Annotated in this window: 11 protein-coding genes; 8 read left to right on the top strand and 3 right to left on the bottom strand. The window is 71.0% G+C overall.

From position 1 onward, the window contains the following. Window positions 1-97: 97 nt before the first annotated feature. From ABTY59_RS04725 to ABTY59_RS04705, 5 genes are all read left to right on the top strand, one after another. A complete protein-coding gene (locus ABTY59_RS04725; RefSeq protein WP_352017449.1) occupies window positions 98-949 on the top strand; it encodes a siderophore-interacting protein in 852 nt (283 codons plus the stop codon). A 129-nt stretch (window positions 950-1,078) separates the two neighbouring features. Next, window positions 1,079-2,518, top strand: a complete 1,440-nt coding sequence (locus ABTY59_RS04720) for a pyridoxal phosphate-dependent decarboxylase family protein (RefSeq protein WP_352017448.1) — start codon at window positions 1,079-1,081, stop codon at window positions 2,516-2,518. Then, window positions 2,505-3,788, top strand: coding sequence for a lysine N(6)-hydroxylase/L-ornithine N(5)-oxygenase family protein (locus tag ABTY59_RS04715; RefSeq protein WP_352017447.1), 1,284 nt, complete (start codon window positions 2,505-2,507; stop codon window positions 3,786-3,788). Before ABTY59_RS04720 ends, ABTY59_RS04715 begins: the two co-directional genes overlap by 14 nt. Continuing rightward, complete coding sequence (locus tag ABTY59_RS04710; RefSeq protein ID WP_352017446.1) at window positions 3,785-4,324, top strand: GNAT family N-acetyltransferase; 540 nt, start codon at window positions 3,785-3,787, stop codon at window positions 4,322-4,324. Before ABTY59_RS04715 ends, ABTY59_RS04710 begins: the two co-directional genes overlap by 4 nt. Then, window positions 4,321-6,090: an IucA/IucC family protein gene (locus ABTY59_RS04705; RefSeq protein ID WP_352017445.1), complete on the top strand. Its 1,770-nt coding sequence runs from the start codon at window positions 4,321-4,323 to the stop codon at window positions 6,088-6,090. Before ABTY59_RS04710 ends, ABTY59_RS04705 begins: the two co-directional genes overlap by 4 nt. A 64-nt stretch (window positions 6,091-6,154) precedes the next feature. Here ABTY59_RS04705 and ABTY59_RS04700 read toward each other — a convergent pair whose 3' ends face one another. After that, complete coding sequence (locus ABTY59_RS04700; protein ID WP_352017444.1) at window positions 6,155-7,795, bottom strand: beta-N-acetylhexosaminidase; 1,641 nt, start codon at window positions 7,793-7,795, stop codon at window positions 6,155-6,157. A gap of 193 nt (window positions 7,796-7,988) precedes the next feature. Between ABTY59_RS04700 and ABTY59_RS04695 the strand changes: the two genes are divergently transcribed. Next, window positions 7,989-8,264 (top strand): hypothetical protein, encoded by a 276-nt coding sequence (locus tag ABTY59_RS04695; protein WP_030210307.1) that lies wholly within the window; start codon window positions 7,989-7,991, stop codon window positions 8,262-8,264. A gap of 37 nt (window positions 8,265-8,301) precedes the next feature. Then, window positions 8,302-10,119: a glutamine--fructose-6-phosphate transaminase (isomerizing) gene (gene glmS / locus ABTY59_RS04690; RefSeq protein ID WP_352017443.1), complete on the top strand. Its 1,818-nt coding sequence runs from the start codon at window positions 8,302-8,304 to the stop codon at window positions 10,117-10,119. Window positions 10,120-10,270: 151 nt separating this feature from the next. Here glmS and ABTY59_RS04685 read toward each other — a convergent pair whose 3' ends face one another. Both ABTY59_RS04685 and ABTY59_RS04680 read right to left on the bottom strand, forming a co-directional pair. After that, a complete protein-coding gene (locus ABTY59_RS04685) occupies window positions 10,271-10,837 on the bottom strand; it encodes a GPR1/FUN34/YaaH family transporter (protein ID WP_352017442.1) in 567 nt (188 codons plus the stop codon). A gap of 171 nt (window positions 10,838-11,008) precedes the next feature. After that, window positions 11,009-11,530, bottom strand: coding sequence for a universal stress protein (locus tag ABTY59_RS04680; RefSeq protein WP_352017441.1), 522 nt, complete (start codon window positions 11,528-11,530; stop codon window positions 11,009-11,011). Between the two features lie 342 nt (window positions 11,531-11,872). Between ABTY59_RS04680 and ABTY59_RS04675 the strand changes: the two genes are divergently transcribed. Further along, the gene (locus ABTY59_RS04675) at window positions 11,873-12,325 is read left to right on the top strand and encodes a hypothetical protein (protein WP_352017440.1); all 453 of its coding nucleotides are present in this window, start codon (window positions 11,873-11,875) and stop codon (window positions 12,323-12,325) included. The last annotated feature ends 122 nt before the right edge of the window (window positions 12,326-12,447 follow it).

Raw genomic sequence — 12,447 nt, 5'->3', positions numbered from 1 at the left:
GGTCCGCGTGACGGAACGAGCCCGTCGTCCTCCCGGGGGCGGCGGGCTCCCCCGTACCCCTGTGAGGTTTGATGAGGTTAGGCTAACCTACGTTCTCATGACCCAAGCCGAGACCGCCCCGTTCCAGTTCTTCTCCCTCCAGGTCGACCGGACCCGGCGGCTCGGCCCGTCCCTGGTCCGGGTCACCTTCACCGGGGACGACCTGAAGAACTTCGCCGCCGGCGGCCGCGACCAGTCGCTCTCCCTCTTCCTGCCGCACCCCGGCCAGGCGGCGCCGGCCCTGCCGCCGCTGGACGACCCGGACATGTACGCGATCCTGGGCGCCTGGCGCGCGATGCCCGACGACGAGCGGGCCGTGATGCGCTCGTACACCGTCCGCGAGCAGCGCACCTCCCCCGTGAACGAGGTCGACATCGACTTCGCCCTCCACGAGGACGGCGGCCCCGCGTGCCGCTGGGCGAGCCGCGCCGAGGCCGGTGACCGGGTGGTCGTCCTGGGGCCGGCGGTCGCCGAGAACACCGGTGTCCGCTTCCGGCTGCCCGAGGACGCCGACTCCGTGCTGATCTGGGCCGACGAGACGGCCCTCCCCGCCGCCTCCGCGATCCTGGAGTGGCTGCCCGCCGAGACCCGCGCCCAGGTGTTCCTGGAAGTGCCCTTCTCCGGCGACCGGATGGAGCTGGCGACCGAGGCGGACGCCACGGTCACCTGGCTCGTACGGGAGGAGGGGGCGCCGTCCGCCGTGGAGGCGGTGTCCGCCGCCGAGCTGCCCGGCGCGGCCCCGTACGTCTGGATCGCGGGCGAGTCGGGCTCCGTGAAGGCGCTGCGCCGCCACTTCGTGCGCGAGCGGGGTCTCGACCGCCGCCGCGTCACCTTCGTCGGCTACTGGCGCAAGGGGCTGTCCGAGGACGCCCTGCGCGAGGTTCCGGACGAGACGCAGGAGGCGGAGTAGCCCACCGGTACCCCCACAGGGCCAACGGCCCCCCGACCCTCTCGGGTTGGGGGGCCGTTGTGCTGGGAATTTAGGTTAGGCTAACCTAACCAAGACCGACCGAGTCCGCTCCCGGAAGGGCCCCCACACATGCGTTCCCACCTGCTCAACGACACGACGGCGGAGAGCTACCGGCGCTCCGTCACCGAAGGAGTGGAGCGGGTGGCGAGGAAACTCGCCGCGACGCGCGGCCCGTTCACGGGCGTGACGCCCGCCGAACTGGCCCCCGTCGTCGACGCCGTCGACCTCGACCGGCCCCTCGGCGACGCCTCCGCCGCCCTCGACGAGCTGGAGGACGTCTACCTCCGCGACGCCGTCTACTTCCACCACCCCCGCTACCTCGGGCACCTCAACTGCCCGGTGGTCATACCCGCCGTCCTCGGCGAGGCCGTCCTCTCGGCCGTCAACTCCTCCCTCGACACCTGGGACCAGAGCGCCGGCGGCACGCTCATCGAGCGGAAACTGATCGACTGGACCACCGGCCGCATCGGCCTCGGCCCGCTCGCCGACGGCGTCTTCACCAGCGGCGGCACCCAGTCCAACCTCCAGGCGCTGCTCCTCGCCCGCGAGGAGGCCGGCACCGCCGACCTGTCGAAGCTGCGGATCTTCTCCTCCGAGTGCAGCCACTTCAGCGTCCAGAAGTCGGCCCAGCTGCTCGGCCTCGGCCGCGACGCCGTCGTCTCCGTACCCGTCGACGCGAACAAGCGGATGCAGTCCGTCGTCCTCGCCGCCGAGCTGGAGGCCTGCCGCGCCGAGGGCCTCATCCCCATGGCGATCGTCGCCACCGCCGGCACCACCGACTTCGGCTCCATCGACCCGCTGCCCGAGATCGCCGCCCTCGCCGCCGAGTACGGCGCCTGGATGCACGTCGACGCCGCCTACGGCTGCGGACTGCTGGCCTCCCGGACCCGCCGCCACCTCCTCGACGGCATCGAGCGGGCCGACTCGGTCACCGTCGACTACCACAAGTCCTTCTTCCAGCCGGTGAGCTCCTCCGCCGTCCTGGTCCGCGACGGCGCCACCCTGCGCCACGCGACCTACCACGCGGACTACCTCAATCCGCTCCGGACGCTCGCCGAGCAGATCCCCAACCAGGTCGACAAATCCCTCCAGACCACCCGCCGCTTCGACGCGCTCAAGCTCTGGATGACCCTGCGCGTGATGGGCGCCGACGGCGTCGGCGAGCTCTTCGACGAGGTGTGCGACCTGGCCCGGGAGGGCTTCGAGCTGCTCGCCGCCGACCCGCGCTACGACGTCGTGGTCGAGCCGCAGCTGTCCACCCTCGTCTACCGCTACGTCCCGGAGGCCGACGCCTCCCCCGAGGACGTCGACCGGGCCAACCTCTACGCCCGCAAGGCGCTGTTCGCCTCCGGCGAGGCCGTCGTGGCCGGCACCAAGGTCGACGGCCGGCAGTACCTCAAGTTCACCTTGCTCAACCCCGAGACCACCGCGGCCGACATCGCCGCCGTCCTCGATCTGATAGCCGGCCACGCCGAGCAGTACCTGGGAGAGAACCTTGTCCACGCCTGAGACGACCGAGACGTACGACTTCATCGGCATCGGGCTCGGTCCGTTCAACCTCGGACTCGCCTGCCTGACCGAGCCGATCGCCGAGCTGAACGGCCTCTTCCTGGAGTCCAAGCCGGACTTCGAGTGGCACTCGGGGATGTTCCTCGAAGGCGCCCACCTCCAGACCCCGTTCATGTCGGACCTGGTGACCCTCGCGGACCCGACCTCCCCGTACTCCTTCCTCAACTACCTGAAGGAGAAGGGCCGGCTCTACTCCTTCTACATCCGCGAGAACTTCTACCCGCTGCGGACCGAGTACAACGACTACTGCCGCTGGGCCGCCGGGAAGCTCACCTCGATCCGCTTCTCCACCACCGTCGCCTCCGTCTCCTTCGACGAGACCGACGAGGTCTACCTGGTGGCCACCGAGTCCGGGGAGACGTTCCGGGCGCGCCGGATCGTCCTCGGCACCGGCACGCCGCCGTACGTCCCCGAGAACTGCCGGGACCTGGGCGGCGACCTGATCCACAACTCGCGCTACGTCCCGAGCAAGGCCGAGCTGCAGAAGAAGAAGTCGATCACCCTGGTCGGCAGCGGCCAGAGCGCCGCCGAGATCTACTACGACCTCCTCAGCGAGATCGACGTCCACGGGTACCGGCTGAACTGGGTCACCCGCTCCCCCCGCTTCTTCCCCCTCGAATACACCAAGCTCACCCTGGAGATGACCTCCCCGGAGTACGTGGACTACTTCCACGCGCTGCCCGAGCAGACCCGCTACCGCCTGGAGACCCAGCAGAAGGGCCTCTTCAAGGGCATCGACGGCGAGCTCGTCGACGCCATCTTCGACCTGCTCTACCAGAAGAACCTGGGCGGCCCGGTCCCCACCCGCCTCCTGACCAACTCGTCCCTGAACACGGCCGCGTACGACGCCTCCACGGGCACGTACACGCTCGGCTTCCGCCAGGAGGAGCAGGAGAAGGACTTCACCATCGAGACCGAGGGCCTGATCCTCGCCACCGGGTACAAGTACGCCGTCCCCGCCTTCCTGGAGCCGGTCCGCGACCGCCTGAGGTACGACGGCCAGGGCCGCTTCGACGTGGCGCGCAACTACGCGATCGACACCACGGGCCGCGGGATCTTCCTGCAGAACGCCGGCGTGCACACCCACTCGATCACCTCGCCCGACCTGGGCATGGGCCCGTACCGCAACGCGTACATCATCGGGGAGATGCTGGGTTCCGAGTACTACCCCGTCGAGAAGACCATCGCGTTCCAGGAGTTTTCCGTATGACCGGCCAGACCGTGACGATTCGCCCGCTCGACCCCACCCGGGACGCCGAGCTGATCCACCCCTGGGTCACCCATCCCAAGGCCGCCTTCTGGATGATGCAGGACGCGAAGCTCCAGGACGTCGAGCGCGAGTACATGGCGATCGCCGCCCACCCGCACCACGACGCCTTCATCGGCCTCGTCGACGGCGAGCCCGCGTTCCTCATGGAGCGGTACGACCCGTCGAAGCTGGAGCTGGTCGGGCTCTACGAGCCGCTGCCCGGCGACGTCGGCATGCACTTCCTCGTCGCGCCCACCGACACCCCCGTGCACGGCTTCACCCGGACCGTGATCACCGCCGTGATGGCGGAGCTGTTCGCCGACCCGGCGACCGCCCGCGTGGTCGTCGAGCCCGACGTCCGCAACACGGCCGTGCACGCGCTCAACGAGGCCGTCGGCTTCGTGCCCGATCGCGAGATCCAGAAGCCGGAGAAGAAGGCCCTGCTGAGCTTCTGCACCCGCGCCCAGTTCGAGACCGCCGTCGGAGCCTCCATATGAACCCCGTCGCACACCTCACCCCCGAGCGCTGGGCCGCCGCCAACCGCGCCCTGATCCGCAAGGGCCTCGCCGAGTTCGCCCACGAGCGGCTGCTCGACCCGCGGTCCCTGGGCGAGAGCCGCTACCAGGTCCTCAGCGACGACGGCGGCACCGAGTACCGCTTCACCGCCGACCGCTTCGCGCTCGACCACTGGCAGGTCTACCCCGAGTCGATCAGCCGCCACCGGGGCGACGAGCAGCTCCCGCTCGACGCGCTCCAGTTCATCACCGAGCTGCGCGGCTCCCTCGGCCTGAGCGACGAGATCCTGCCGGTCTACCTGGAGGAGATCTCCTCCACCCTGGCCGGCACGGCCTTCAAGGCGACCAAGCCGCCCGTCACCTCCGCCGAGCTGGCCCGCGCCGGCTTCCAGGCCATCGAGACGGGGATGACCGAGGGCCACCCCTGCTTCGTCGCGAACAACGGCCGGCTCGGCTTCGGCGTCGACGAGTACCGGGCGTACGCCCCCGAGGCCGCGAGCGAGATCCGGCTGATCTGGCTGGCCGCGCACCGCGACCGCGCCACCTTCACCGCCGGCGCCGACCTCGAGTACGAGGCCTTCGTCCGCGCCGAGCTCGGCGACGCGGCCGTCGACGGCTTCGCCGCGACCCTCGCCGAGCGCGGGCTCGACCTCGCCGACTACCTGCTGATGCCGGCCCACCCCTGGCAGTGGTGGAACAAACTGTCGGTCACCTTCGCCGCCGAGGTCGCCCAGGAGCGCCTGGTGTACCTGGGCGAGGGCGACGACGCCTACCTGGCGCAGCAGTCGATCCGTACCTTCTTCAACGCCTCGGACCCGTCCAGGCACTACGTGAAGACGGCCCTGTCCGTCCTCAACATGGGCTTCATGCGGGGTCTGTCGGCCGCCTACATGGAGGCCACCCCGGCGATCAACGACTGGCTGCACGGTCTGATCGAGTCGGACACCACGCTGAAGGCGGCGCGCTTCTCGATCATCCGGGAGCGGGCGGCGGTCGGCTACCGCCACCTGGAGTACGAGGCCGCCACCGACCGCTACTCCCCGTACCGCAAGATGCTGGCCGCGCTCTGGCGCGAGTCCCCGGTCCCGTCGCTGGCCGAGGGGGAGCGCCTGGCGACGATGGCCTCGCTGCTCCATCTGGACCACGCGGGCGCGTCCTTCGCGGGCGCGCTGATCAAGGAGTCGGGCCTGGAGCCGCGGGTGTGGCTCCGCCGGTACCTGGACGCGTACCTCCTGCCGGTCCTGCACTGCTTCTACGCGTACGACCTGGTCTTCATGCCGCACGGCGAGAACGTGATCCTGGTCTTCGACGAGCGGGGCGCGGTGGAGCGGGCGATCTTCAAGGACATCGCCGAGGAGATCTGCGTGATGGACCCGACGGCGGTCCTGCCGCCGGCGGTGGAGCGCGTCCGCGCCGAGGTCCCGGAGGACATGAAGCTCCTCTCGGTCTTCACGGACGTCTTCGACTGCTTCTTCCGCTTCCTGGGCGCGACCCTGGCGGCGGAGGGCGTCCTCGACGAGGACGGCTTCTGGCGGACGGTCGCGGAGTGCGTGCGCGGCTACCAGGAGGCCAAGCCCGAGCTGGCGGACCGCTTCGCGCAGTACGACATGTTCGCGGAGACGTTCGCGCTGTCGGCGCTGAACCGTCTGCAGCTCCGCAACAACCGGCAGATGGTCGATCTGGCGGATCCGTCGGCGGCCCTCCAGCTGGTCGGCGACCTGGTGAACCCGATCGCGCGGTTCGCCTGACCTTTCCGGGACCGACACGGGCCCCGGCGGAGTACGGTCCTCCGCCGGGGCCCGTCGTCATGCCCTATTCCGCGAGCCAGGGGACCTCGGGCGAGCGGTGGTAGGGGATGCCCAGGGCGTCGAAGCGGGGGGCCTGCTCGGCGAGCCGGACCTTGTACGTGTCCCAGTCGTGGCTCGCGGCCGGGGACCAGCCGAGTTCGGCGATGCCCGGCAGGCGCGGGAAGGCCATGACGTCGAGGTCGCCGGTGGTGGTGAGGGTCTCGGTCCACAGCGGGGCCTCGACGCCCCTGACGGCGCTCTCCGGGGCGCCGTCGAGGTAGGTGGCGGGGTTCCAGTCGTACGACCTGCGGACCTCGACGTATCCGGCCCAGGCGAGGCCGAGCGGGGTGTCCTTGGTGTACTTCATGTCGAGGTAGGTGCGGTCGGCGGGCGAGAGGATCAGGCCGGTGCCGTTCCGGGCGGCCGCGGCGACCCGCTCCTTCTCCTCGGCGGGGGTGCGGTCGAGGCCCCAGTACTGGACGAGGGCGCCCTTGGCGGGGGTGGCGCCGGTCAGCTGGTGCCAGCCGACGACGGTCTTGCCGTACTTCGCGACGACCGGCTGCACCTTGTCCATGAAGGCCACGTAGTCGGCGTGGCTGGTGGAGTGGGCCTCGTCGCCGCCGATGTGGAGGTAGCGGCCGGGGGTGAGGGCGGCGATCTCCCGGACGACGTCGTCGACGAAGTCGTACGTGACGGGCTTGGGCACGCACAGGGAGCTGAAGCCGACCTTGGTGCCGGTGTAGAGGGGCGGGGCGACTCCGTCGCAGGTGAGGTCGGCGTAGGAGGCGAGGGCCGCGTTGGTGTGGCCGGGCATGTCGATCTCGGGGACCACCTCCTGGTAGCGGGAGGCGGCGTACTCGACGATCTCCCGGTACTGGGCCTTGGTGTAGAAGCCGCCGGGGCCGCCGCCGACCTCGGTGGAGCCGCCGTAGGTGGTGAGCCGGGGCCAGGAGTCGACGGCGATGCGCCAGCCCTGGTCGTCGGTGAGGTGCAGGTGGAGGGTGTTCACCTTGTAGAGGGCGAGCTGGTCGATGTACCGCTTCACCTCGTCGACGGTGAAGAAGTGGCGGGCGACGTCGAGCATCGCGCCCCGGTAGGCGTAGCGGGGGGTGTCGGTGACGGTGCCGCCGGCGATCTTCCAGGGGCCGGGCTGGACGCTCTTGCGCTCGACGGCGGAGGGGAGCTGCTGGCGCAGGGTCTGGACGCCGCGGAAGAGGCCGGCGGGTTCGCGGGCGGTGAGGGTGAGGCCGTCGGGCGCGGAGCGGAGGCGGTAGCCCTCGTCTCCGAGGCCGGTCTCGTCGGGGTCGAGGCGGAGCCGGATGCCGCGTCCGGCGGCCGTGTCGTCGACGACGGGCAGCGGGAAGCCGGTGGCGGGGCGGAGGAGTCCGGCGAGGTAGCGGCCGATGGCCTTGGACTCGACGGAGGTCTCGTCGACGCCGATGCGGGTGGCGGTGGTGAGGGTGAAGGGTTCGCCTGCGGGGGTGACGGAGGCGGGTACGGGCACGATCCTGCCGAGCGGGCGGACCTCGGGCTCGGCGGCGGCCGCGCCGGGTGACGTGGCGTCGGCGCTGTCGCCGTCGGCCGCGGCCTCGCCGCAGCCGACTCCGGCGGTCGCGAACAGGAGCAGGGATCCGATCAGGCGAGGAATCGTCAGGCGCTGTCTCACGGGCGGGCTCCCCTTCGGGTGATCGACAGGTCCGTCGTTCTGTATATCCCCTCGGCCACCATGCGTACCGCTCCGTCTACTCGGGGTCAAGGTCTGGACCAAGTGACCGACTCCTCGCGTCGATCACGCCCCTCCTGCCCGAAATCGGGCAGGATTCTTGCGTAGGGCCCGGATGACCCCTCAGTATGCACGGGTGCTCGAACGCCGCCCGTCGCACGACGACCTCATCGACCACCTGGTCCGCAGCACCGCGCTCCAGCGCGGTGAGGCCGCCCGGGTGGTGCTCGACGTGCTGGCGTACTTCGACGAGACGACCGAGGAGTTCGTCCGCCGCCGCCACCGCGAGCTGCAGTCCGGCGGCGCCGTGAACGCCGAGATCTTCGAGCGGATCGCGGCGGAACTGCCGCACCGCGCGGTGGCGCCTCCGGAGCTCTCGCTCCGGCAGCTGCGCCGCATCGTCTACGGCTGAGCAGTACCTGTCATCAACCTGGAGGGGTTTCACCTTTATGTGCGGAATTGTCGGTTACATCGGTAAGCGCGACGTGGCCCCGCTGCTCCTGGAGGGCCTGGCCCGCCTGGAGTACCGCGGCTACGACTCGGCCGGCATGGTCATCACCAGCCCGAAGGCCTCCGGCCTGAAGATGGTGAAGGCCAAGGGCCGCGTCCGCGACCTGGAGGCCAAGGTCCCCAAGCGCTTCACCGGCACCACCGGCATCGCCCACACCCGCTGGGCCACGCACGGCGCCCCGAGCGACATCAACTCGCACCCGCACCTCGACCCGGAGAACAAGGTCGCGGTCGTCCACAACGGCATCGTGGACAACGCCCAGGAGCTCCGCGCCAAGCTGGAGGCCGACGGCGTCGTCTTCGCCTCCGAGACGGACACCGAGGTCATCACCCACCTCATCGCCCGCTCCCAGGCCACCACCCTGGAGGAGAAGGTCCGCGAGGCGCTCAAGGTCATCGAGGGCACCTACGGCATCGCCGTGATGCACGCCGACTTCAACGACCGCATCGTCGTGGCCCGCAACGGCTCGCCGGTCATCCTCGGCATCGGCGAGAAGGAGATGCTCGTCGCCTCCGACGTCGCCGCCCTGATCGCCCACACCCGCCAGGTCGTCACCCTCGACGACGGCGAGATGGCCACCCTCAAGGCCGACGACTTCCGCACCTACACGACCTCGGGCGCCTCCACCACGGCCACCCCCGAGACCGTCGAGTGGGAGGCCGCCTCCTACGACATGGGCGGCCACGACACCTTCATGCACAAGGAGATCTCCGAGCAGCCCGACGCGGTCGACCGCGTGCTGCGCGGCCGGATCGACGACCGCTTCTCCACCGTGCACCTGGGCGGCCTGAACCTGGACCCGCGCGAGGCCCGCACCATCCGCCGCATCAAGATCCTCGGCTGCGGCACCTCGTACCACGCCGGCCTCATCGGCGCCGGGCTCATCGAGTCCATGGCCCGCATCCCCGCCGACGCCGAGCCGGCCTCCGAGTTCCGCTACCGCAACCCGGTCGTGGACCCCGACACCCTCTACATCGCCGTCTCCCAGTCCGGTGAGACCTACGACGTGCTCGCCGCCGTCCAGGAGCTGAAGCGCAAGGGCGCCCGCGTCCTCGGCGTCGTCAACGTCGTGGGCTCCGCCATCGCCCGCGAGGCCGACGGCGGCGTGTACGTCCACGCCGGCCCCGAGGTCTGCGTCGTCTCCACCAAGTGCTTCACCAACACGGTCACCGCCTTCGCGCTGCTCGCCCTGCACCTGGGCCGCATCCGCGACCTGTCCGTCACCGACGGCAAGCGGATCATCGAGGGCCTGCGCAAGCTGCCCGCGCAGATCCAGGAGATCCTGGAGACCGAGGACGAGATCAAGAAGATCGCCGCGGAGTACGCCGGCGCCCAGTCGATGATGTTCATCGGCCGTGTGCGCGGCTACCCCGTCGCCCTGGAGGCCTCCCTCAAGCTGAAGGAGATCTCCTACATCCACGCCGAGGCGTACCCGGCCTCCGAGCTGAAGCACGGCCCGCTCGCCCTCATCGAGCCGGCCCTGCCGACCGTCGCGATCGTCCCCGACGACGACCTGCTGGAGAAGAACCGCGCCGCTCTGGAGGAGATCAAGGCCCGCAGCGGCCGCATCCTCGCCGTCGCGCACCAGCCGCAGGCGAAGGCCGACCACACCATCGTCGTCCCGAAGAACGAGGACGAGCTGGACCCGATCCTCATGGGCATCCCGCTCCAGCTCCTCGCCTACCACACGGCGCTCGCCATGGGCCGTGACATCGACAAGCCGCGCAACCTGGCGAAGTCCGTCACCGTCGAGTAGGCCCCCCAGCCGTCGCGGCCGAGGTGCGGCGCCCGGGCCTGTCCCCCGGGCGCCGCACCCCTCCGGGCCTGTCCCCCGGAGCCTCGGCCGGACACCCAGCGGTCCCCGTGCGCACTTCCCGTGCACGGGGACCGCTGTACTTCCGGGTGGATCAGCCGGCGGCCGGAGCGCTGCCGCCCGCCGAGCGGCGCAGGGCCGTCGGCCAGCCGGCGACCGCGGCCGTGGCGCCGTACCAGGCGACCAGACCCGCGACGGCGGCGACCCAGCCGCCCGCCTTCCCGAGGCCGCTGTTGTCGGCGAGGGCGCCTATCCCGAGCAGCAGCAGCGCGACGAACAGCAGCCCGTACACGCCCTGCCCGAAGAGCCCGCTGCCCGCGGCCGCCATGGTCAGCGTGAGCGCGAGGAGCGCCCACAGGAGCAGGAAGAACCCCATGGCGTCGGCCGAGGCGTGCCCGCCCGCGCCGCTGCCCCAGGTGAACCAGAAGGCGCCGAGCGCCGCGTACGCCGTGCCTTCGCCCTTGTCGCCCGCGCGCAGCGCGAGCAGTCCGACGAGGAAGAGGGTCACGCCGCCGACCCAGGTGGCGAGGCCCGCGGCATCCGCTGCCGCGACGTTGTCGATGACACCGGTTCCGCCCAGGCCGAAGGCCAGCAGGGTCAGTCCGAGTGCCAGGTGGCCGAGCGTGGAGGTGGTGTTTCCCGCGGCGACTTCGTTGTTCACGGCGGGCTCCCTTCAGGTGTGCAGTTGTCCTGCGTGAGCTGCTGTGTTCCGATGACGCTTATGTACCCTTCACAAGCGCACAATTCACCTGAGGAAGGCCGAAATTATGGCCGGATGCCGGTAGTTGAGGGAGTGGCCTGACGGATCGTCGGGGGCGCGGTGGCGCCTGGGCTACGGAATGACGATGACGGGGCGCTGCGCGCGGCGCGCCAGGCGGCCGGCGACCGAGCCGAAGATCCGGCCGACGATCCCGTGGGTGGAGCCGACCACGATCGCGTCGGCCGAGTACTCCCGGCCGACCTCCTCCAGCTCGTGGCAGATGTCCCCGCCGCGCTCGACCAGGATCCAGGGCACCTCGGCGAGGTGCTCGGCACAGGCCAGCTCCAGGCCGAGGACCTCGGTGCGGTGGTCCGGCACGTCGACGAAGACCGGGGGCTCGCAGCCGGCCCACACCGTGGTGGGCAACCGGTTGGCGACATGCACGATGATCAGGCCCGATCCGGAGCGGCGGGCCATGCCGATGGCGTACGCGAGGGCGCGCTCACTGGACGTGGAGCCGTCGAAGCCGACGACGACCCCGTGCCGGAAGGCCGGGTCGCAGGCATGACGTGGCTGTTCCACCGCGAGGGGGTCGACCGTGGAATCGGCGACGCGCTTGCGGTCCGCGGGTTCGGGGAATTCGTGACCGGCCATCGGTGTCTCGGCGAAGAAGGTCCTCGTGGGAAGGGACGGGGAAAGGAGGGGACGAACGACGGGTGGCGGCGGAGCTGTGTCCGGGAATCATCTTCCCAAGCCCATACCCCCAAGGGTACGGCGACACTCCTCTCCTGCCCAGAGCCCGCCGTGCCACACCCGGCGTGCCCGCCGCTCGCGCACGGCGTTCCAGGGAGCATGCACGAGGGGTTCGCGATCTGGCAATGCCGGATGTGCCCTACAGGCGTCCGTACGGGGGCCAAACGGACGTCGCCGAGAGTGACCGGAACGTTCCGTTCCTCGTTGCCACAGGTCCAGCCCACCGTCGCAGGGAGACCGCCCGTGCCCGCACCATCGCCCGCCGCCGGCCAGACCTCCATCGCCCCCGCCCCCGCGGCCCCCGCGCTCGGCGCGCCCCGCGGACGGCGCCGGGCGCCCGCGCCGCCACCCGCCGCGGGCGCGGACCCGGAGCGGCCGGGGACGGCGGCCGGCGCGGGCACGGCGGAGCAGGGCGGCGACGTGGTCCGCTGGGCGGTCTTCTGCTGCGTCCTGGTCCCCGTGGTGCTCCTCGCCTACGGCACCACGCTCGGCGGGGCGGCCGGGACCGCGCTCGGGCTCGTCTCGGTGACGGCCGCCTGCCGGCTGCTGCTGCGCCGCTCGGAGCGCGGGCTGCGGGCGGAGACGGCCGGTCCCCGGCGCGGGGCCTGGTCCGGGAGGGGCCCGGAGGCGGGCTCCGAGGGGCCCGAAAGCTGTCCGGAAAGGGTCCGGATCATGCCGCGCCCCCCTTCGAGTTGACAGGTTCGTACACCCGACCCCATATGTTTTCAGCCAAGTTCCGGCCAGCGGCCGATCCTTGGCGGAACGGTTGGCCAACCCCGGCGCCGACGGCCGCGAAAGGCCCGTCCCGAGGGCCCACA

It is taken from the genome of Streptomyces sp. NPDC096079 (assembly GCF_040303145.1).
Lineage (GTDB): Bacteria > Actinomycetota > Actinomycetes > Streptomycetales > Streptomycetaceae > Streptomyces.
Note: the sequence above shows the minus strand (reverse complement) of the source record. Positions and strands in the feature narration are given on the sequence as shown.